Genomic DNA, 19,533 nt, shown 5'->3' with positions numbered 1-19,533 from the left:
AAGGCGAAGCATGATCGGGCCTTTGGCAATAAGTGCACGACCCCTAGTTTAGCCACTCGCCAGCCTGCCTGACTACTAAAACAAGAGTGGGCTTGACACCAAACCTGGCATCCATTGTTCGACAGCCTTAAGTGCGAATCCATCGGGCCATCGCCACCGATCGGCCAAGCAATATTTGTCGATACCACTACGGTTGAAAACCTGGCTGATATCGTCGCGGATTTTCAAATTGCGCTTCCAAGAACCTTTGATTGAGCCAGCTGGAGCGAATCTCTGGCCGGAGACAAACTTCTGTTTAGTTGAAAGGCGACTAATATCTATTACCATAGGATGCAGGCTGAGGGCTGCCTCATGGGGAAACAGATAGTCGCTAAGGCTTCCATTGGCATCAACGATGTCGGGGGTCGGCGAGCAGATCCATACCATCTTGAAAGACCATCTGTTCCACTGATGCCAGCAATTTATAGGGTGTACCAATATCCTCAAAATGCCGGATGAACCGGCTCAATGTTGTCAGAGGTCTTATGCAATCCGGGCAAAAAACGACGATCGCAATCATTGACGACGATCAGTTTCTGTTGGAATCGCTGAAGGATCTGTTTGAAGCGACCGGCATTGAAAGCCGGACCTATGCGTCCGCGGACGCCTTCCTCAATTCCGGCGACATGCATCATGTGAACTGCATATTGGCGGACGTGAGAATGCCCGGAACCAGCGGCCTTGAACTGCTCTCAGCCGTGGTCCGGGATGGCGGTCCGCCGGTTTGCATAATGACCTCTTTTGCCGACAACCGCACGGAAGCAGCCGCAAGATCATCGGGCGCAGCTGCGTTTCTGGAAAAACCGCTGAGCTCCAAAGACCTGATGGAATTCGTAGCCTCTGCTGCAAAGCGTTGATCCCGGCCACGGCATATATCCAAATCAATTTCGCTCAGGACTGCGAAACCATTCGTCACTATGCTCACCATCTGCGCGGCAGCAACATCAGGGCTTCGAGCTTCAGCCCAGGCAAGGGGCGCTGGTGATGAACGAGGAGCAAAATGCATAAGCTTGACAGCGCCAACCGCCATACCCTCGTGAACTGGCTGATATCAGGCGTGCGAGACGAGCTGCAGATCGAGCCCATATTTCTGCAACTCTGTGACCGTCTTGTTGCTTGTGGCGTCGCCCTCAGCCGCGCCAGTCTCCATCTTCGTGTTCATCATCCCCAGTGGCTCGGAACGCGCGTGGTCTGGGTCAAGGATGACAGGCAAGCGGATATCACGACGATCGGCTACGATGTCGAGGCGACCGACGCCTTTCTCAGAAGTCCGTTTCGTGTCGTCATCAAAAGCGGCGTGGAAATCCGGCAGCGGCTTCAGATCCACGGACCGCATCAATTTCCCGTCTTCGAAGAATTGAGGGAGGAAGGCCATACCGATTACCTCGCCTGGCCTCTTGACCATACCCAGGGCAAGAGACACCTCGCGACGTTTTCGACGAGCGAGCCCGGCGGATTCACGGGCGAGGAAATAGCGTTCTTTCGAGAAATCCTTCCGCTGTTTTCACTGGTCAGCGAAATTCGCCTCAAGAACCAGCTGGCGCTGACGCTGCTGCAAACCTATGTCGGCCCGCATGCCGGGGAACAGATTCTGGACGGCGCAACGACACGCGGAAGCGGCATGTCGATAAATGCAGCGATCATGATCTGCGATCTCAGAAGCTTCACGAAGCTCTCCGATCGTCGGCCACGCGATGAGGTTATTTCCATCCTGAACCAGTATTTCGATGCCATCGCCGATCCGATCGAAAGGCATGGCGGCGAAATCCTCAAGTTCATGGGGGATGGGTTGCTGGCCGTCTTTCCCCTTGAGCAGGCCGACGCCTGTACCGATCTCCTGCAGGCCGTTTCCGAGGCGCAAGAGGCGATCAAAGGGCTCCAGGGAACAGCTCTCGGACATGAGGTCCGCTACGGCACGGGCATTCATCTCGGAGAGGTGATGTATGGCAATATCGGCTCCAAGAAGAGACTGGATTTTACCGTGATCGGCCCGGCCGTGAACATTGCCTCCCGTCTTGAAGCTCTGACGAAGGAACTGCAGCGCCCTGTCCTGATATCAGCAGACTTCGTGCGGATCAGACGGAATGCCTGGGTGCCTATAACCTCCGAGGCTTCGAACAGCCGGTCGAAGTTCATGCGCTTCGCCTTCCACCGATCGGGCTCTGACATCAGATGGCTAAGTTTCGTTTATCACTTGAGCCTCGGACGCTCATCCACCGTCACGCTGCAATCCATAATATAGCCGGTTCCGCGTGCCGTCCTGATGAGTCTCGGGTTTGACGGTTCCGTTTCCAGCTTGCGTCGCAGGCGCAGAACCAGCGCATCGATGCTTCGATCGAAGACCTCCTCCGAATGGACACGGCTCGCCGCAAGCAACTTTTCGCGGGACAGGACCTGTTTCGGCGCGTTCAGGAATGCGACCAAGAGATTGAATTCGGCGGCGGTCAGCTTCGTCTCGCCGAATTCCGGCCGTGTAAGCGCCCGCTGGCGCATGGCGAGCGTCCAGTCGCCGAACATATAGGTCCGACGCTCCCGGCCGGCCTCGGGCGCGGGCCTCACGCGCATGGCCGCCTTCAGCCGTGCCAGGAATTCTCGCAGACCGAAAGGCTTGACGATGTAATCGCTTGCGCCAAGTTCGAATCCCAGCACCTTGTCGGTTTCCTCGACGCGGTCGGCACTGGTGATGATGATGGGCGCCGTCGAGAGTGTCGCCAGCTGCTGCACGATCTTCAGGGCGTCCTCTCCCTTGAGATTCAGATCGATGACAAATGCATCGACCATATTCGTCGAGAGCATGTTCCGCAGTTCATCGCCGCTGCTGACGGCAGTAACGCGAAACGCCTGCTGCATGAGAAAATCACTGATGAGGCTGCGCGCAGAGTGATCGTCATCGACAACGAGGATATGCTGCATGGGCTTCTCCGTCTGGCACCGCCACGGGGCAAAGCTCAGCCAGATATAACAATGGCTTGCGATGAGTTTGTCGTTGATGGCGCCCCTCTCCGTTCATAGTCGAAGAGCGCCTGCCGGACGATCAAACGTCCGTTTAGGTTTCACCGGAAAATCTGCAGGTTTACGATGTCCTGAAACGCCGCCTTCAAATCCCTTGACGCTCAAGCCTGATATTCGGGCGTACGGACCACCATAAATGAAACGGAAGTATAGCTTCTCACAGGCCATATAAAGGATAGCGTCATCGAGCCTCACTCGGCGGAAATATTCCTCCCAAAACAAACATTTCGCGACGCCTATCAAGCATCTTGGAATAAGGAGACTTATATGGACCCGCAACATTTCCGGCCAACGCGCCGAGATACGATGACGGGAGCGATTACACTTGCGGTCGCTGCCGCAACATTGAAATTTTCCCCACCTGCAATGGCCGACGAGCCGAAGAAATCGAAGGAAGAACATGCCATGAGCAATGAATACGTCACCACGAAAGACGGCGTCCAGATCTTCTACAAGGACTGGGGTCCGAAGGACGCTCAGCCGATCGTCTTCCACCATGGCTGGCCCCTCAGCGCCGACGACTGGGATAACCAGATGCTTTTCTTCCTCGGCAAGGGTTATCGCGTCATTGCGCATGACCGCCGTGGACACGGCCGCTCCAGCCAGGTCAGCGACGGTCACGACATGGACCATTATGCCGCCGACGCCGCGGCCGTCGTCCAGCACCTTGACCTCCACAACGCGATCCATGTCGGCCATTCGACCGGCGGCGGCGAGGCAACCCATTATGTCGCCCGTCACGGCAAGGGTCGGGTCGCCAAGCTCGTCCTCATCGGCGCCGTCCCACCGATCATGGTCAAGACGCCGGCCAATTCGGGCGGCCTGCCGATCGAAGTCTTTGATGGCCTGCGCGCAGCGCTCGCGGCAAACAGGTCGCAGTTCTACATCGACCTGGCCAGCGGTCCGTTCTATGGCTTCAATCGTCCGGGCGCCCAGGTCTCGCAGGCAATCGTCCAGAATTGGTGGCGTCAGGGCATGGCCGGCGGTGCCAAGGCTCACTACGACGGCATCAAGGCATTTTCGGAAACGGATTTTACCGAAGACCTCAAGTCGATCGAAGTCCCGACCCTCGTTATGCACGGCGACGATGACCAGATTGTCCCGATTGCCGATTCCGCGCCGCTTTCCGCAAAACTGCTGAAGAATGCCACGCTGAAGATCTACAAGGGTTTGCCGCACGGCATGGCGACGACGCATGCCGACGTCGTCAATGCAGATCTGCTGAGCTTCTTCAAGGCATGATGGCTGTGGGGGCGCCGTCGAGGCGCCTCCTTTCAGACTGCATGTGATAAGCCTTCGGCCACAATGACCTACCCAAAACGATCAAAGCCCCTTTCGGGGCTTCGACTATTTTTACGACTATACTGATATCCGATCAGTGACCCGGAGGCGGCGTGGCCGTCTTGACCCACTCAGAGTAACGCGTCTTGCCAATCCGTACCTGGCTGCCAGGCATAAGGGAGTCCTGCTTCAGCAAGGCGCCGAAATAGCGGGTCTGGTCATCGGCGACGACCTCACGCTTGTCGCCGATCTGGCGCATATAACGGGTGACGGCATCGGCAATCTTGATCGGTTCCGGACCGGCAATTTCGACGGTGGCGTTCAGCGGGTTGCCGAGAACGACATCGACGAGCGCGTTGGCAACATCATCCGAGAAGATCGGCTGCATCATGGCCGGCGAAAGGTGAACCTTGTCACCCTGCACACCGGATTGAGCGATACCGAACATGAATTCGAAAAACTGCGTCGAGTGAACCAGGGAATAAGGAATCCCAGATTCCTTGATGATCTTTTCCTGGGCAAGCTTAGCGCGCATGTATCCGCTCTCCGGAAGGCGTTCCGTGCCGACAACGGACAGAGCGACATGGTGCTTCACACCGGCAGCCGCTTCAGCGGACGCGATGTTGTGACCCGCAGTCTGGAAGAATTCCATCACTGCCTTGTCTTCGAAAGACGGAGAGTTGGAGAGGTCGACCACGACCTGCGCTCCCTTCAGAACATCCGCAAGGCCCTCGCCGGTAATCGTATTGACGCCGGACGCGGGAGAGGCGGCAATAGTCTCGTGGCCCTTGGCCTGGAGGCGCTTGACGAGCTTCGAACCGATCAAACCGGTTCCGCCGATAACAACGATTTTCATAATCTGCTCCTTTTTTGCTGTACCAAAGAGTTGAAAGAACGCTCCGCCGCGCAAACGAGGCGGGCGGTTGTTAGTTCAGACCAGCTTTGTCCGGACAGGGCGCTGCGTCAGCAGCCACAAAACCCATGAGCACCTTGAGAAGCTCAGGCGATTTCTCCGTAGAATGAATAGGTTGCGTCATCGCCTCGGTCCTGGATTCTACTGGGATAGTTGGCTGCCTTGGATCAGCGACCAGGATCCAAACCTAAGCGATTGTGGTCTGACGCATACCCAAACATACGTTGGGGATCTGCCAGCAGCCCATGCGATTGACCAGAAATTCAGGAGGAAATGCCGGCCAAGCGGCCTCGGGGATTCTGCAAAGGGTCGAGCTTTCGCTCGAATGGCCGATTGCTTCGAGCGCGGGGCGGTGAAGGCATTCAGCCCCGCTGAAGCTGCTCGACCTTGCGCACCAGATCCGCCAGGGAGCGGCACTGCATCTTGCGCATGAGGCTCATACGGTGAAGCTTGACCGTCATTTCGCTGATACCGAGCTGATAGGCGACCTGCTTGTTCATCAAACCGCTCGCCACGGCATGCATGACCTCCTGCTCCCTCGGTGTCAGGCTATCGGCAAGCGCTTGGACGCGTTTCAACTCTTCATTCGACTTGCGGCGTTCATCGTCTATCCTGATGGCGTGATCGACAGCGTCGAGGAGAACCTGGTTGATGAACGGTTTTGTGATGAAATCGGTCGCGCCTGCTTTCATTGCCCTGACGCTCGATGGAACATCCGCGTGGGCTGTGAGGAAAATGAGCGGCAACTTGCTGCCGAGCGCCAGAAGCTGGCTTTGAAGGTCGAGGCCCGACCCCCCTGGCATTCGCATATCGACGACGACACAGCCGGGCGCGTTTACATCAGCCCATTTGAGAAATTCGAGGCCGTTTGGAAAGGCTGATGCGCGCTTGTTCGTGACCGTGAAGAGATCCACGAGGGCGCTGCGTATCTCGGCATCATCGTCGATGACATAAACGACCGGCTCGGCGCTCTTGTCCGTCTTTACCTGGGCGTTTTGCATCGAATTACCTCTTTGGTATCTGAGAGATCCCCCGCCTAACGCGCCTGTATCCCTCTGTTCTACCCTTTGTCGGCACTCGGTCACCAAACCATGCCAGCAGCTAGATCAAGAAAGACCAAAGCGCCGGCCTGGATGGTGCCTGCCTGCTCAATGAGACGCCAATCGATACCATAGGATACGCGCCGGCGGACGGTACACCTTGGTTTACCATCGCCCGACCATCTGTTCCGAGGTCTCCATGGTCGTCAAAACCGAACAGGACCGGCAGCAAACGCTGCCGGTCCTGCCTGCTCGACGACGTAAGCCGGATGGGTTGGACGCTCGGCTGCCATTTCGTTGGCCGCAGGAAGAAACCGGAAAAACCCCTGCGTTCATCATCTCCATCGTGCCCGGTTAACACGGCTCACGAATGCTCAGATACTGGTCGATGCAGCGCCTGGCATCCCTAACATTGGTTTGCCAAACCTTGGTTTGCGTTGACCCTATCCCGCTGAAAGTCCAGCCTTTTCACCTGAGAGAATATCGAGGAAGGAGCCCGTGGCAGACATGAAACCTATCGAGCAGAACGACGGCGCAGAATATGCGATCGTTCGTGAAGCGAACTGGGATTTTACGCTGGAGAAATTTGCCAAGGGCGAAGCGGTGTCCGGCGGTTTTCCGACTCGGTTTGAGGCCATTGAGGACTGGCTTCGTTTCCTGAAGAAAGAACGTGAGCAGCTCGACGCGGCGATTGCACGCGCCAACGAAATCCGGGTCGTCGAGCTTGAGAACTCCCACGGGCATTAATCCCTGGGACAGGAGCTGTGAGCGAACGCAGGCTGCCCCTGCTTCGGGTCAACCCAAAACTTCGTTTTATCGATCCGTCCCCGGAAACAGCTATCCTTTCGGCATGGCAGACAATCTCCCCGGAGGCGTGAGATGAAAATTAAGGTTGTTGGTGCGAGCGGGATGATGGGATCCAAGATCGTTCGCGAACTGGAACGGGCGGGTCAAACCGTCAGTGGAGTGTCGACCAGCACCGGCGTCGATGCTTATACCGGCGAAGGGCTGACGGCGGCGCTTGCCGATGCGGACGTGGTGATCGATGTCACCAATTCCGGCTCATTCGGCGATTCAAACGCGCTTGGCTTCTTCAAGCAGGCGGGAAAGAACCTGCTGGCAGCAGCGAGGGATGCCGGCGTCGGGCACTACCTTGCCCTGTCCGTCGTCGCGACGGACAGGCTGGTGGAAAACGACTACTTCCGCGCAAAGATGGTGCAGGAAAATCTCATACGGGCCTCAGGGCTGCCCTATACCATTATCAGGTCCGCCCAATTCTTCGAATTCTTCAACGGCATCATCGATTTGGCAGCCGACGGCAATGGTTTCCGGCTGTCGCCCTCTCTGGTGAGACCGATCGCAGCGGATGAAGCGTCAACTTTGATATCTAGGATCATGATCGATGCACCCCGCAATGACATGGTTGAAATCGCCGGCCCTGAATCCGTACAGCTGGACCAATTGGCGCGAGAAATTTTGACGGCAAGCGAAGATCCGCGCTCGATCGCGATCGATCCCGAAGCGCCATTCTTCGGCGTGGAGCTTGCGAAAACCACGCTCCTTCCCGGAGCTGGTGCTCTTGTCGGGACCATGACATTCCACGACTGGCTTTCCCGATCGATGATGGCCGCCTAGCGGCAATGTTTCTGCACATGTTGCGGCTGGAAACAAAAGGAGGCGCAGAAGCGCCTCCTTTCCTCTTTGGCTTACGCATCCGCGTTACACGCGAATTCCTGCAACTGCCTGCCGGTTCGAGGAGGCAATGGCCTGTTGAATTGCCCAGAGCGTCGCGAGTATCCCGAAGATCGCGGGCAGGCTCACCGCCGGGAAGTCCCTCAGGATCACCGACGAGGAGCAAATGCCGACAGCGACTTCCCACAGATGGAAGGTGGCATGCGCGATCAGCCAGAGCGTCGCGCCGGCCCACAGCTCGACCCGCCGGCTCGGCTTCCAGGCGCCAAAGGCGAATGCAAGCGCGATGAAGCCCTGGATGATGCCGATATCGCGAATGAAATGCTGGTTGTACATCCCGGTATCCGTGACGCCCGGGACAAAATAATACCAGCTTTCGGGATCGTAGAGCATGTAAAGGGCCAGCCAGCCGGCAAGCAATATGTTGAAACCGACCATGATGTAGACAATAAATTTCGTGACCTGCATCGCAACCTCCTTGGATAAGCGGGCCTCAAAATTAACATCCAAGGCTAGGGCTTACTTCCCAAACCAAGGTTTGGGAGCCGCGGTAGCGTGTTGAAGAGCCGCTGGAATGCCAGAGCGGCTGGCAGAAAGTCGCTGGCACCGGCCTTCATGGCCTGGACGCCCGATCCTGTCGCCTGTCGTTCCAGTCGACCGCGGGTCGACTGCTCATTCCTGGACAACGACCACGAAAATCAGCGCAAGCGCAATGGGGAGCGGCGCAACAAAGCTCATCAAAAGGTAATCAGCGATCTCATAGGGCTATGTAGGTGAATTTTGCACCTGAGCAGCGGCTTTCTTCAGTCAGTCGCAATCTGCACGTTCGAGTGCACTTTCCGGCTGCCCCACTTCCGCTTGCCCGCTGCGGATGCTATGGCCCCCGGCGAGAAGGACTTATGGTGTCGGATCGGCATCCGTCTCCACTTCCTACTTCGCTTCTAGCCGTCACACTTGCGCCCGGGCAGCGACGGATGAGGACAACTCCCGCCCCAGAAATATCCGATCGGGCGGCGGCAGCGGATGAGAGGTCGAAGGCCGAGCAACTCCGCCCTCCCGGTTCTCACACCAGAACGATATCCCAGTGGTCGAAGAAGGCCTTGTTGGCGCCGATGAAGACGATGTCCTGCGCTGCCTGGCCACCGGCGCCATCCGCGTCGTAGGAAAGGTTGCCGATCGCCGCATTGTAGATCAGCTGCGCGTGATCGGCGGTGGCCGTGGCGCCGTATTTGGAGGCGATCATGAAGGCGTCCGTGTCCAGAATGCCGTCATGATTGCTGTCGAGGCCAGCGAAGGCGGAGCCGAGCTTGATCTTGTCGTCGGCGTCGAAATCCCAGATGGAATCCTTGTTTGCCGCGCCCATTTCGTTGAAATAGAAAGTGTCAGCGCCGCCCTTGCCATATAGGCTGTCGATACCGGCGCCGCCGGCAATCACATTGGCCGAGGCGTCGCCGGTGATGAGGTTGGCGAGATCGTTGCCGGTGCCGCCGATAGCGCCGGCGCCTTCCTTTAGACGCAGGTTTTCGACAAAGGCATGGTCGTGGAGATCGACGCTGATGGTGGCCTGGATCGTGTCGGTGCCACCATCGGCCGTTTCAACGGCGCGGTCGCCGGCATTGTCGATGAAGTAGGTATCGTTGCCGCTTGCGCCGATCATCTTGTCGGCGCCGGCGTCGCCATCGATATAGTCGCTACCGCCTGCGCCGTAGATCGTGTCGTCGTTGGCAGTGACGAGCGGCTGGCCGGCGACGGTTGTGCCTGGCGTGATGATATCGTTGCCGTCGGTCCCGTGGATCGTCGCGCCGACGATATTGTCGTCCGCTCCGACGATCGAGAATTCTATGCTCTGCGTGGCGTTCGCCCCATGGCTGTCCCTGATCGTCAGGTCGAACTTGTCCTGTGCCGCAGCGCCTTCCGCCAGCGCCTGGGTTGCCGCACGGTTGTTGTCCAGCAGGTAGGCCACCTGTCCGGTCGCCGTGTTCAGGGTTGCCGTGCCGTAAACGCCAGAAAGGCTCCATTGTCCGCTGCCGAGACTGGTCCAGCCGTCGGTGACGTAGGAGATGGTATCGCCTGCATCGGGATCGGATGCCGTCAGCTGCAGGCTGGCGGTACTGAGCCCGGGGCCGTTGTGGCCGGCTTCGATTAGTCCGTTACTGGGCTCACCTGCCGTCAATACGGGAGTGCTGTTGAACGGCTTGAAAACGCCGGTTTCCCAATCGTAGATGCCGTCAAGGAAATGCAGCTTCTCGACACGAACGAGCGTATCGGTGCCTTCGGCCGTGCTTGCGACCGTGCCGAGCACCCGGTCGATCGCATAATCGGCGAAGGGGCCGACGTAATCGGCCATATCGAGGCCTGCCCCGCCATCGAACCTGTCATTGCCGCCGGCGCCCCTGAAGGTATCGTTGTTGCTGCCGCCCGCGACGGTATCGGCGCCGCTACCGCCATAAAATTCGATCTGCTCGATGCCGCTGATTGTCGTGCCGTCGCCCAGCGCCTGGACGGCGGCCGTCGGAAGCGACAGATCGAGCGTGAGATCCGCGGACACGGCGCGGCGATCCAGCACGAGATAATCGTTGCCCGTTCCGCCGTCGATGATGTCGACCGCGTCCGGACCGGAGACGAACTTGTCGTCGCCGCTGTAACCAATCAGCGTGTTGTGGCCCGATCCGCCGATCAGCACGTCATTGCCGGCGCCGCCGTCGATGTAGTCGTCGCCGCCATTGCCTTCAAGCGTATCGTCGCCGTTCCAGCCGTGGATCTCGTCGCCCAGCGCGCCACCGACGAAATGGTCGCCCATGTATCCGCCGGTGATGTTCAGGCGCTCCATGTTGACGATTACAGTTCCTTCGCCGAGATCCTGGGGCGTGGCTATCTTCTCGGCCGTGGAAATATCGATGTGCTCGACGACATATTCGTAGCTGCGCTTCAGCGCCAGCGTATCGATGCCGGCGCCGCCGTCTATATAATCCGGCCCTTCATGGCGCCATGACTTGATCGTGTCGTCACCCGCGCCGCCATAGAGCTGGTCGGAGCCGGCGCCGCCATCGATGATGTCGTTGCCATCATTGCCGTAGATAACATCGTCGCCGGCAAGGCCGATGATCACCTCGGCGGCCTTGCCGCCGATCAACGTATCGTTTCCATCCGTTCCGGTGACCGTTGGCATCCGTGCGCCTCCAAAAGCGTTTCCGCCGATTCTGCTGCGCATCCTAAACAGAAACGGCCGGCAGGCCACCCGAGTTATTATCCAGAAGATATCGCAATATTTTCGATACTTCGAATATGCCGATTCTGGCACAGCTTATCGTGCCATCTCGCAATTGACGCGATATGATCTCGGAATTATGGCGATCTGAAGAATGTTAAGAGCGATGTGACACAACCATGCCTCGCATGGTGGCTGCCGACTCCTTTTGCGGTGGCCCCGGATTTCGGCCGAAGAGAGAGAAAAGGGCGTTGTCCTATGACGCTAGCCGTGTTTCAGGCCGGTTTCTGCCTGCGGGAAAGGACTCGTCCAAGTTGGTCCGATGGCTTCTCAACCAGCCAGTAAGCGAGTTGAGCGGCCAACAGGCTTGCAGCAATGATCCCGGCTACGAGCAATCGGCTGTCGACCGCCCCGTACCAATGGCGAAGAGCGAACAGGATTATGGAGAGATGAAAGAGATAGAGGCTGTACGAAATGGTGCCTAACCACAAAAGAGGAGAGGAGGTAAAAAACGATTGGGCCTTTTCATGCCCGATTGCTGCACCGATCAATGCAACGGAGGCCAGTCCATAAAAGAGCTCGGACGCTAGAGCACCTGCCGGGATCGCCATCAAAACAAGCGCCGCAATGGCAGTGGCCCAGAGCGGCAGTTTTCCGGCGGTCGCTGCGAGCGTCTGCCGATGGTAGCAGCAGGTTGCGCCTATGGCAAAGAAGAGAATGTATCCCGCAGTGTCGAGGATCGACGCCAGGATGCTTCCCTCTTGGGTGAAACAACCCGCGGCCTCACCGACAAGCCAAAGAGATGCAAGCGCGACGATTGCGACCCGCCGGTTCTATATGGCCAATAAAACGATCAGCGGGAAGAGGACAGAGATTCGCAGCTCGTGGATCAAGCTCCACATGACGTTGTTCAGTTGAATATGCGCATCTCGTCCCGTCATCGCAAGGTGTCCGGCCACCACATCAGGACTTGGTGCAGCGGTCCACGAACTTGAGTTAAACCACTCGGTCAGGCCTTCTATCGGTCCACCTGGCGACAGCACAAAGAGGGCAGCCGCAAAGGCGATTGCGATGACGAATGGCAAATAGATCCTGCAAAACCTTCGGGTCAGATAGCCGTGATACGAGATCGTCTGCTTCTCAAAGCTCGCCGCCAGAACAAATCCGCTGAGGACGAAAAAGAGGACAACGGCAGGCCTTCCGTTGGCGAAGGCTCGGAGCGGGGTGTATTTCACCCAGGTCTCCCAGAATGCCCAACTCGATAGGTCGAGAACGTTTACATGAGCCTCAGATCCAGGAAAGGCCATAAAGAGATGATGGAAAACCACCGTTAAGGCCGCAATCCCTCGCAGCGCGTCCAGTTGCTTGTATCGCAATATTCCCCCCAAGCCTCGTCCCGCGAGCTGAGTACACCATAGGTCGCATATTTGCAACGCGCGATCCTATACCTACGCTTGTCTGGGTTGATATTGCTGGCAGAGGATATACTCCTGTCCTCGTGCGGAGACAATATTGACCGTTTCTCCAATGGAAGGTGACTTCTTCAGAAAACAGGAAGCCGGCCTGGGCGATAGTGGTCAGTCATTGCAGAGCTTGGCTCACCTCGCCGGCGTTGCCGGTGGAGGATCGCGGCTTCCGTATCACCACCGACAAAGAATGGTTCGGATTACTGTGGGGACCTCGTGACCATTCGATGCATAACCGCCAGGCAAGTGTTTTATAGTTCGACAGCCTGATTGATATTAACGATATTCTGACATAGCCCAAAAAAAGTCACATCTAAGCCTCGACTCCCGCGAGAAAATTTCTACTACTGGTTATTACTTTAGAAGGGCGAGCTGCAGGATCGCGCGAAGCCGCACGGTCTTCAAAAATATTCCGGTTCTATTCTGAAAATAATCATCCCGCGGCTCTGGCGTCGGATGTATAAAAACAGATATCCATGATAACCTTAATATTTAACCGCTCTGCATCGCAGAAATTGACATGGAATATCTTTTGATTGAGGATAAACCGTCAGATATATTATTTTTTTCGCAGGGGGCGAATGATGAATATGATGCATAGGGGCAATAATTCTTCCAAGTCTGCAGCTCAGTACGTGGAAGACCGAATTGCCATGCTTGTGGCGGCGCAGACTAAGCTTGAAGAGCCTCAGATCACAAATGAGGGCCTTAAAGACGTAGTAAAAGTTCTGCTGGCGGAAACTATTGCTCAACTGCAGCATTCAATCGATTATTGAAGTCGGGTTGTCGAGCTGACGGTCGTCCGGCCACCAGGATTTGCCGGCCTGATCGGGGCGTCACATCCAAAGACGGCGGCAGGTTTAGGCGGACGATCTTGGCCGGCCTGAGCGATTGAGCTGCATGTCTAATGAGCCGTGACAGACTTTACTGTTTCTTGAGCCGCGTGCGATTGCCGACGATGCATCAAGGGCGTCACGTTGACCATCCCGCCACGATTTTGTCGAGCAGAATGCAATCAAGCTTGAGAAAGATCGACACAATCGAGGAAATCATCGGCGTTTTCGTAGGCGACTGCCCGCATGCCGGCCGTTTCAAAGAGATCGATCAGAGAGGCGCGGATAGAGGCCTCATCGTCAACGATGCAGACTGTTGGAATATCCCGCTCCAGGTGCTCATAAGACATCGGTACGTTGTTTCCAATTGCCAAGGCAAATACGAAACACCGCATCGGCATAAACTACACAATTTCAGATTGTCTACCACTTCGGCCGCACCGACAACAGCATTTGGGCTCCGCCAACGAGGACGGAGCCCATTCAAGAACAAGATGAAGTTTTAGCGTTACTTGGCAGAAGCAGCGTCTTCGATGATCTTCGCAACCTTGTCCGGATGAGAAACCATTACGACGTGGGAGGCACCCTTGACCACGACGGTCTCCTTGGAGTGAGCCCGCTCTGCCATCCAGCCGAGAGCTTTGGCGGGAATGTTCTTGTCTGCATCACCGTAGATGAACCAGGAAGGAATGGTCTGCCACGCCGCGCCGGGCGCTCCCTCTGTCAAGGCTGCTTCGGTAATCGGGCGCTGGGTTGCTGCCATCAGCTTTGCGGTCTTTGCCGGCACATCAGCAGCAAACTGCTCATGAAACTTACCCTGCTGGATATACAGATCCTTTCCGCCATTTTCCAATGCCACCGGCTCGGCAAACGTCGGCGCCAGAGTGCTGCCGGGGAACTTGCCCGAGAGGTCTGCGGCGGACTCGCCTTTGTCAGGAGCAAAGGCAGCGACATAGACCAGCGCTTCGACATTCTTCGTCCCCGCAGCAGCCTCGCTAATGACTGAACCCCCATAGGAATGGCCAACGAGAACGACCGGGGTCTTTATGCCGGCGACGATGCGGCCGACATAATCACCATCCGACTTTACGCTGCGCAGCGGATTGGCAACGGCGACAACCGGATAACCATCCTTTTCCAGACGAGCGATGACATCGTTCCAGCTCGATGCATCGGCAAAGGCGCCGTGCACGAGCACCACCGTCGGCTTTGCTGGTTCAGCGGCTGCAGGGGCGGCGAGAATTGCCAGTGCGCCGAGTGCGAATACGGATTTCAAGATTCTATGCATCGGTTGGTCTCCTTTATTGAATTGTGCGCAATTTAATATGACACAATCCATATGTCGAGTCACTTTTTGTTCAACTGGTGACGACCAACTGGATGAAGGACGTTTCGGGCGTCAGGCCAGGCGCCGCGATCGCCAACGTGAGCAGCCATATCGTTGTATCGGCGAGCGTTCTGCAACAACCCAAACCTCCGTTCTAAGACTTTCCCATCAGTACCGACACAGGGCTCCGCCTAGGGTGCCATCTCCGGGACAAGAGATTGCTACGGCCCGCATACGAGCCGGTCGCGCAAAAATCCGACATTGGCGTCAGGCCACGCACATACCCCCATCGACGTGGAGTTCGATTCCGTTTACGAAAGTGCCGGCCGACGCAAGGAAGAGCGCGGCCTGAGCCAGTTCTTCGGGGCGCCCGAGACGTCCTGCCGGTATCAGATCCGCCATCTGCTGCTCGAACTGCGGACGGTTGCTTTCGTTGACGCCGAGTTTTCCCAGGATCTCGGTCTCGACAGGACCGGGGCTGAGAATGTTGACGCGGATCCGGCGCGATTTGAATTCGATCGCCCAATTGCGCGCAAATGCGGCGAGCGCAGCCTTGGTACCGGCATAAACAGTGTGGTTCGGCAAAACCTTCGTCCCGGCCAGAGAACTCGTGACGATGATGTTTCCGCCATCGCGCATATGCGGAGCGATGGTCTGAACACCGAAGAAGACACCGCGCGTATTCACCGCAAAATGCTGGTCGTATTCGGCCTCACTGACCGTTTCTGACGCCGCGAGATTGATGATGCCGGCATTGGCCATATAAACATCAATGGCGCCAAAACGCTCCGTTACCTCAGCCGCGAGCCGGCGATGGTAATCGATGCTGGCGACGTCGCCGCAAATTCCGATTGCTCCATTACCGATCTCCCGAACCGCTTCTTCGACGACATCCTGGCGGCGTCCGGTGATGACGACCTTCGCCCCCTCCTCGGCGAAAAGCCGCGCCGTCGCTTTTCCTATACCGCTATTGCCACCAGTGATGATGGCGACCTTATCCTTTAGGCTTGGCATCTGAATTCTCCTTGTTGATGCGCAGGAGATAAACAGTTGCGCTGGCCGCTATTAGCCGGGTCCGAGGACAAGGAACTTTGCCTGCAACGGACAAATGAGCGGGCGCGGCCGATCGTCTATCACGAAACCCGCTTAGCGGATGAACGCATCCAGTTCGTCATCCGGCGCGACGACATCCAGGCAGATCGGCAGCGACTGGCAGCCAAGACGCATCGTTCCCGTATGAATTGCTTTCGTTTTCCGCTGTATCGTAGGATAAAATCCTGCTGCAGGCACTTCAGCCTGTTGAGACGTGAATGTGTCGCCGGGAGCAGGGGATGATCGTCAGCCGGAGCGTCAAAGCATTGCGCAAACGGGAACGGGCGCTCGCCGAACTCGTCGATAGGGTGCCGTCTCACATCTGGCGGTTGACCGCAGATGGCGAGCCGATCTTCTTCAACAAACAGATGATCGATTACCTCGGTCGGGATATTGCCGATTTACAGTTACCGGACATAAGCCGGCTGGATGCAATGATCGAGATGGCGATCCACCCAGATGATGCCTCGGGCTTCAGGGACGCGCTCCATCATTGCTTCGCCACCGGCGAAAGCTTTTCCACACGATACCGGCTGCGCCGCTACGACGGCGTCTATCGCTGGATGTCGAGCCGCGCGGATTCGATACACGACCGGCATGGACGCATCAGCCAGTGGTATGGCCTCTGCCACGATATCGACGATCAGGTACACGCCGAAGAGGCGTTGCAACGCAGCGAACGGCACCTTCAGCGGCTCATCGATGCCTTGCCGGTCCACATCTGCAGCTGGACACCGGCGGGCGATCTCTCCTATGTCAGCAGGCGCTATATGCAGGAGCTGGGCCTTTCCAAAGCGAATTTCGAGGAATTTGCACGGGCAGCGCAGGAACTTGTCCATCCCGAGGATAGCCCGGAGGTGCAGCGCAGGGCTGCGCATTGCATCCGGGTGGGCGAGCCTTTCATGATGCGATATAGACGGCGCGGACCGGACGGTATGTTCCACTGGACGGAAGGCCGGTTCGAGCCCCTTCGCGATAGAAACGGTGCGGTCGTGGAATGGTACGGCCTGTCCATCGATGTCGAGGATCAGGTTCGCGTGCAGGAGGCCTTGAGCCTCGCCCAGCAGAACCTCGCGCGTGCAAGCCAGGCGGCGAGCCTTGCCGAGCTTTCCGCCTCGATCGCCCATGAGATCAGTCAGCCGCTCGCCGCCGTCATATCAAGCTCGGATGTCAGCCAGCGCTGGCTTTCGGCGGAACCGCCCAATATCGGACGGGCGCAGAAAGCAGTTGAGCGCATCTCGGCAAGCGCACATTCGGCCGTCGAAGTCGTCGGCCGCATCCGCGCTTTGTTCAAACGCTCTGAAACGTCGAGAGATTACGCCGCACTCGATAGCGTGGTCAGAGAAGCACGCGACCTCATGGCCGAGGAAGCGATGCGGCGGCGCGTGCGCATGGATATCGAGCTCGAGCGCGACCTGCCGCCGGTCGCCTTCGATCGGGTTCAGGTCCAACAGGTCCTGATCAATCTTATCCGCAATGGCCTGGAGGCCATGGATTCTGCTGGTGATGACCGCGTTCTGCACATTCGCGCCCGCCGTGCGACAGATACCGTGCAGATAGAGATCAGCGATCGCGGCCCGGGCGTCGAATTCCCCGACAGAATATTCGAGCCCTTCTTCACGACAAAAGGCCAAGGGATGGGAATGGGGCTGGCAATCAGCCGTTCCATCGTCGAATCTCACGGCGGGCGGCTAAGCGTTGAGCAAGCCGACCCACACGGAGCGAAATTCGTCTTTACCCTGCCGGTTGAAGTCGAACAGGCCGCTCACGCATGATGACGACTAGCCTGCACGATAGTCGCTGATCGCGCGCTCCAGCCACGACATGAGCAAGTCGGCATTGACGGGTTTCTTCAGAAAGGCGATCGCGCCCGCCTGAAAGACGGCGGCCTCGACGTCTTTGTCCCCATGCGCAGTCATGATGATGACAGGCGGGTGGGATGGCATCCTGCTCAATGCCTGAAGCATCTCGACGCCGGACATTCCCGGCATTCTGACGTCAGCAAGTATGCAATCAACGAGCGAATAACCTTTTTCGTTCAGGAATATCTCGGCGGACTCGTAGAGCTCGCATTCATAACCGGCCGCCTCGAGCAGATCCTTGAGGGATTCCCTGAGATAGCGATGGTCATCAATGACAGCGACAGTCTTATTGGGGGAACTTGCCATTGCGTCAGTACAATTCTTCTTTTTCGGGCAATGAGCTAGGCGCCGCGCAGGTTACTGATACAGTTTGAGATCCGGTTTCAACATGTCAAATTTGCGGACAAGCTCTGCAAGGGAGCCTGCCTGCATCTTTTTCATCATTCGTCCCCGATGCAGTTTCACCATGATTTCGCTGATCTGCATTTCATGTGCAATCTGCTTGTTCATCAATCCGGCTGCGACATAATGCAAGACTTCCCGCTCGCGCGGAGTAAGCCTGGCTTCACAGTTTTGCACCTGGGTGCGGATAGCGGCCTCTTTCCGGTTCTCTGCATCCCGCCTGATCGCTTCGCCAACTGCGGCGATCACGGCGCTGCCGGCAAATGGCTTGATCAGGAAGTCCGTTGCTCCCGCCTTCATCGCCTTTACGGTCAGGGGGATACTTCCGTGACCCGACATGAAGATAATGGGCATGGTGTTGCCGGCGGCGGCGAGTTGGTCTTGGAAGTCCAAGCCACTGATGCCGGGCATCCGCACGTCCAAAAGAATGCAGCCCGCCTGCCCCATATCGCAGCGCTCCAGAAAATCCGAAGCGCTCTCGAATGCGATGGCCTTCATCGCCACCGACTCGAAAAGGTCCACCAGCGAGGCCCTGACAGGGCCTTCGTCGTCAACGATACAGACAACCGGCTCGTCCCTCGTGCTGACTTGATCGATCGTCATGGCTTTCTGCGCCTCCAAACGACGGCTTTGCATATCTCCCCTACTGCCGTATCGCGGCCAATTTGACGCTGCCTCGTTCCGCAGCATTCATGAAGGGATTCCCATCCGCCAAGGCCCACGTCGGAATTGCATTTGGCGACGTGGTAACCTGCCTGCCATACTAACACGTGGACCCCATCACAAAAATACGCCAAGGGTCTAGGTTGGGCTGAAAGATCGATCCACAGGTCTGTCAAATTCTCTCGTAATTGCAAACAGGTAGTCCGCCAGCTGCGTCAAGTGACCCAAGCTCGATAAACCCGCGTAGAACTATCGCAAGACACACCTTCGTTGCCCCTGCGCACACCTTCGTATAACTCCCCGGCCCGCAAACCGCCTGTAAGCTGATCATGTCGAAGATCAATCAAAGGCGATGATCATGAGGCACGACCCAAGCTCTCAATACAGGCGCCTCGAGATGCCGAAGTTTCCGCTTTTGGTCATCGGCGGCCTGATCATCGGGATACTGGTGTATCTCGGCTATGGAGCGACATCGGCGCCCAAGGCGTCCGCGAAAATCTACGTGCCGCTTGCGACATCCTCCTCATCGCAAGCCGAACCGAAGGTCGCATATTTTGTCGTGAATGGCGAAACGCTGGCCGTATCACTCCAGCATCGGCCGACGGCATTCAGGGTTGCATCTCGCTAGCTGAACTGAGGCGCATTCCAGCTTGGCCTCATTCCCTCAAAAGTAGAAAATAAACCGGCAAGAAACCAGGCGTAT

At 57.2% G+C, this 19,533-nt stretch carries 21 protein-coding genes; 9 read left to right on the top strand and 12 right to left on the bottom strand.

The window, feature by feature from the left end:
- Window positions 1–494: 494 nt before the first annotated feature.
- On the top strand, window positions 495–896 hold the full coding sequence (locus tag AB8B33_RS27710) for a response regulator transcription factor (protein ID WP_439017825.1): 402 nt from the start codon (window positions 495–497) through the stop codon (window positions 894–896).
- 143 nt (window positions 897–1,039) lie between these two features.
- Window positions 1,040–2,281 carry an adenylate/guanylate cyclase domain-containing protein gene (locus AB8B33_RS27705; RefSeq protein ID WP_439017824.1) on the top strand — a complete coding sequence of 414 codons (1,242 nt, stop codon included), beginning with the start codon at window positions 1,040–1,042 and terminating at the stop codon, window positions 2,279–2,281.
- On the opposite strand, the gene AB8B33_RS27700 is transcribed toward AB8B33_RS27705, so the two are convergent.
- Window positions 2,230–2,952, bottom strand: a complete 723-nt coding sequence (locus tag AB8B33_RS27700) for a winged helix-turn-helix domain-containing protein (RefSeq protein WP_439017823.1) — start codon at window positions 2,950–2,952, stop codon at window positions 2,230–2,232. The genes AB8B33_RS27705 and AB8B33_RS27700 overlap by 52 nt on opposite strands.
- Window positions 2,953–3,456: 504 nt before the next feature.
- On the opposite strand from AB8B33_RS27700, the gene AB8B33_RS27695 reads away from it, so the two are divergent.
- Entirely contained in the window at window positions 3,457–4,293 is an 837-nt protein-coding gene (locus tag AB8B33_RS27695) for an alpha/beta fold hydrolase (RefSeq protein ID WP_439018863.1), read from the top strand.
- A 133-nt stretch (window positions 4,294–4,426) separates the two neighbouring features.
- Here AB8B33_RS27695 and AB8B33_RS27690 read toward each other — a convergent pair whose 3' ends face one another.
- Window positions 4,427–5,188, bottom strand: coding sequence for an SDR family oxidoreductase (locus AB8B33_RS27690; protein ID WP_439017822.1), 762 nt, complete (start codon window positions 5,186–5,188; stop codon window positions 4,427–4,429).
- 419 nt (window positions 5,189–5,607) lie between these two features.
- Complete coding sequence (locus AB8B33_RS27685; RefSeq protein ID WP_439017821.1) at window positions 5,608–6,246, bottom strand: response regulator transcription factor; 639 nt, start codon at window positions 6,244–6,246, stop codon at window positions 5,608–5,610.
- Window positions 6,247–6,484: 238 nt separating this feature from the next.
- On the opposite strand from AB8B33_RS27685, the gene AB8B33_RS27680 reads away from it, so the two are divergent.
- From AB8B33_RS27680 to AB8B33_RS27670, 3 genes are all read left to right on the top strand, one after another.
- Complete coding sequence (locus AB8B33_RS27680) at window positions 6,485–6,643, top strand: hypothetical protein (RefSeq protein WP_310382613.1); 159 nt, start codon at window positions 6,485–6,487, stop codon at window positions 6,641–6,643.
- A 140-nt stretch (window positions 6,644–6,783) separates the two neighbouring features.
- Window positions 6,784–7,032, top strand: a complete 249-nt coding sequence (locus AB8B33_RS27675) for a hypothetical protein (protein WP_439017820.1) — start codon at window positions 6,784–6,786, stop codon at window positions 7,030–7,032.
- A 132-nt stretch (window positions 7,033–7,164) separates the two neighbouring features.
- Window positions 7,165–7,920 carry an SDR family oxidoreductase gene (locus AB8B33_RS27670; protein WP_439017819.1) on the top strand — a complete coding sequence of 252 codons (756 nt, stop codon included), beginning with the start codon at window positions 7,165–7,167 and terminating at the stop codon, window positions 7,918–7,920.
- A gap of 84 nt (window positions 7,921–8,004) precedes the next feature.
- On the opposite strand, the gene AB8B33_RS27665 is transcribed toward AB8B33_RS27670, so the two are convergent.
- From AB8B33_RS27665 to AB8B33_RS27650, 4 genes are all read right to left on the bottom strand, one after another.
- Complete coding sequence (locus AB8B33_RS27665; RefSeq protein WP_439017818.1) at window positions 8,005–8,445, bottom strand: hypothetical protein; 441 nt, start codon at window positions 8,443–8,445, stop codon at window positions 8,005–8,007.
- Between the two features lie 595 nt (window positions 8,446–9,040).
- On the bottom strand, window positions 9,041–11,146 hold the full coding sequence (locus AB8B33_RS27660) for a VCBS domain-containing protein (protein ID WP_439017817.1): 2,106 nt from the start codon (window positions 11,144–11,146) through the stop codon (window positions 9,041–9,043).
- A gap of 314 nt (window positions 11,147–11,460) precedes the next feature.
- On the bottom strand, window positions 11,461–11,796 hold the full coding sequence (locus tag AB8B33_RS27655; RefSeq protein WP_439017816.1) for a hypothetical protein: 336 nt from the start codon (window positions 11,794–11,796) through the stop codon (window positions 11,461–11,463).
- Between the two features lie 222 nt (window positions 11,797–12,018).
- A complete protein-coding gene (locus tag AB8B33_RS27650) occupies window positions 12,019–12,561 on the bottom strand; it encodes an acyltransferase family protein (RefSeq protein WP_439017815.1) in 543 nt (180 codons plus the stop codon).
- Between the two features lie 674 nt (window positions 12,562–13,235).
- Between AB8B33_RS27650 and AB8B33_RS27645 the strand changes: the two genes are divergently transcribed.
- Window positions 13,236–13,427, top strand: a complete 192-nt coding sequence (locus AB8B33_RS27645) for a hypothetical protein (RefSeq protein ID WP_439017814.1) — start codon at window positions 13,236–13,238, stop codon at window positions 13,425–13,427.
- A gap of 239 nt (window positions 13,428–13,666) precedes the next feature.
- Here the strand turns inward: AB8B33_RS27645 and AB8B33_RS27640 are convergent, their stop codons facing one another.
- The 3 genes from AB8B33_RS27640 to AB8B33_RS27630 form a co-directional block, all read right to left on the bottom strand.
- On the bottom strand, window positions 13,667–13,834 hold the full coding sequence (locus AB8B33_RS27640; RefSeq protein ID WP_439017813.1) for a hypothetical protein: 168 nt from the start codon (window positions 13,832–13,834) through the stop codon (window positions 13,667–13,669).
- Between the two features lie 158 nt (window positions 13,835–13,992).
- On the bottom strand, window positions 13,993–14,772 hold the full coding sequence (locus AB8B33_RS27635) for an alpha/beta fold hydrolase (protein ID WP_439017812.1): 780 nt from the start codon (window positions 14,770–14,772) through the stop codon (window positions 13,993–13,995).
- 306 nt (window positions 14,773–15,078) lie between these two features.
- A complete protein-coding gene (locus tag AB8B33_RS27630) occupies window positions 15,079–15,825 on the bottom strand; it encodes a glucose 1-dehydrogenase (RefSeq protein ID WP_113323284.1) in 747 nt (248 codons plus the stop codon).
- 317 nt (window positions 15,826–16,142) lie between these two features.
- Here AB8B33_RS27630 and AB8B33_RS27625 point away from each other — a divergent pair, with 317 nt between their 5' ends.
- Window positions 16,143–17,678 carry a PAS domain-containing sensor histidine kinase gene (locus AB8B33_RS27625; protein WP_439017811.1) on the top strand — a complete coding sequence of 512 codons (1,536 nt, stop codon included), beginning with the start codon at window positions 16,143–16,145 and terminating at the stop codon, window positions 17,676–17,678.
- Window positions 17,679–17,684: 6 nt separating this feature from the next.
- Here AB8B33_RS27625 and AB8B33_RS27620 read toward each other — a convergent pair whose 3' ends face one another.
- A complete protein-coding gene (locus tag AB8B33_RS27620; protein WP_439017810.1) occupies window positions 17,685–18,071 on the bottom strand; it encodes a response regulator transcription factor in 387 nt (128 codons plus the stop codon).
- 51 nt (window positions 18,072–18,122) lie between these two features.
- Window positions 18,123–18,770, bottom strand: a complete 648-nt coding sequence (locus AB8B33_RS27615; protein WP_439017809.1) for a response regulator transcription factor — start codon at window positions 18,768–18,770, stop codon at window positions 18,123–18,125.
- A 457-nt stretch (window positions 18,771–19,227) separates the two neighbouring features.
- On the opposite strand from AB8B33_RS27615, the gene AB8B33_RS27610 reads away from it, so the two are divergent.
- A complete protein-coding gene (locus AB8B33_RS27610; protein WP_113323280.1) occupies window positions 19,228–19,458 on the top strand; it encodes a hypothetical protein in 231 nt (76 codons plus the stop codon).
- The last annotated feature ends 75 nt before the right edge of the window (window positions 19,459–19,533 follow it).

This window comes from Rhizobium sp. 768_B6_N1_8 (genome assembly GCF_051811225.1).
Lineage (GTDB): Bacteria > Pseudomonadota > Alphaproteobacteria > Rhizobiales > Rhizobiaceae > Rhizobium.
The sequence above is the reverse complement of the archived record's forward strand: the minus strand, read 5'-3'. Positions and strand labels throughout refer to the sequence as shown.

Excerpts from the sequence above, each read along its gene's own strand:
- AB8B33_RS27645 (WP_439017814.1), top strand. The coding sequence starts at position 13,236 with ATGAATATGATGCATAGGGGCAATAATTCTTCCAAGTCTGCAGCTCAG.
- AB8B33_RS27690 (WP_439017822.1), bottom strand. The coding sequence starts at position 5,188 with ATGAAAATCGTTGTTATCGGCGGAACCGGTTTGATCGGTTCGAAGCTC.
- AB8B33_RS27695 (WP_439018863.1), top strand. The coding sequence starts at position 3,457 with ATGAGCAATGAATACGTCACCACGAAAGACGGCGTCCAGATCTTCTAC.
- AB8B33_RS27640 (WP_439017813.1), bottom strand. The coding sequence starts at position 13,834 with ATGTCTTATGAGCACCTGGAGCGGGATATTCCAACAGTCTGCATCGTT.
- AB8B33_RS27660 (WP_439017817.1), bottom strand. The coding sequence starts at position 11,146 with ATGCCAACGGTCACCGGAACGGATGGAAACGATACGTTGATCGGCGGC.
- AB8B33_RS27635 (WP_439017812.1), bottom strand. The coding sequence starts at position 14,772 with ATGCATAGAATCTTGAAATCCGTATTCGCACTCGGCGCACTGGCAATT.
- AB8B33_RS27705 (WP_439017824.1), top strand. The coding sequence starts at position 1,040 with ATGCATAAGCTTGACAGCGCCAACCGCCATACCCTCGTGAACTGGCTG.
- AB8B33_RS27710 (WP_439017825.1), top strand. The coding sequence starts at position 495 with ATGAACCGGCTCAATGTTGTCAGAGGTCTTATGCAATCCGGGCAAAAA.
- AB8B33_RS27625 (WP_439017811.1), top strand. The coding sequence starts at position 16,143 with ATGATCGTCAGCCGGAGCGTCAAAGCATTGCGCAAACGGGAACGGGCG.
- AB8B33_RS27680 (WP_310382613.1), top strand. The coding sequence starts at position 6,485 with ATGGTCGTCAAAACCGAACAGGACCGGCAGCAAACGCTGCCGGTCCTG.
- AB8B33_RS27685 (WP_439017821.1), bottom strand. The coding sequence starts at position 6,246 with ATGCAAAACGCCCAGGTAAAGACGGACAAGAGCGCCGAGCCGGTCGTT.
- AB8B33_RS27610 (WP_113323280.1), top strand. The coding sequence starts at position 19,228 with ATGCCGAAGTTTCCGCTTTTGGTCATCGGCGGCCTGATCATCGGGATA.
- AB8B33_RS27620 (WP_439017810.1), bottom strand. The coding sequence starts at position 18,071 with ATGGCAAGTTCCCCCAATAAGACTGTCGCTGTCATTGATGACCATCGC.
- AB8B33_RS27700 (WP_439017823.1), bottom strand. The coding sequence starts at position 2,952 with ATGCAGCATATCCTCGTTGTCGATGACGATCACTCTGCGCGCAGCCTC.
- AB8B33_RS27630 (WP_113323284.1), bottom strand. The coding sequence starts at position 15,825 with ATGCCAAGCCTAAAGGATAAGGTCGCCATCATCACTGGTGGCAATAGC.
- AB8B33_RS27655 (WP_439017816.1), bottom strand. The coding sequence starts at position 11,796 with ATGGCGATCCCGGCAGGTGCTCTAGCGTCCGAGCTCTTTTATGGACTG.
- AB8B33_RS27670 (WP_439017819.1), top strand. The coding sequence starts at position 7,165 with ATGAAAATTAAGGTTGTTGGTGCGAGCGGGATGATGGGATCCAAGATC.
- AB8B33_RS27665 (WP_439017818.1), bottom strand. The coding sequence starts at position 8,445 with ATGCAGGTCACGAAATTTATTGTCTACATCATGGTCGGTTTCAACATA.
- AB8B33_RS27615 (WP_439017809.1), bottom strand. The coding sequence starts at position 18,770 with ATGACGATCGATCAAGTCAGCACGAGGGACGAGCCGGTTGTCTGTATC.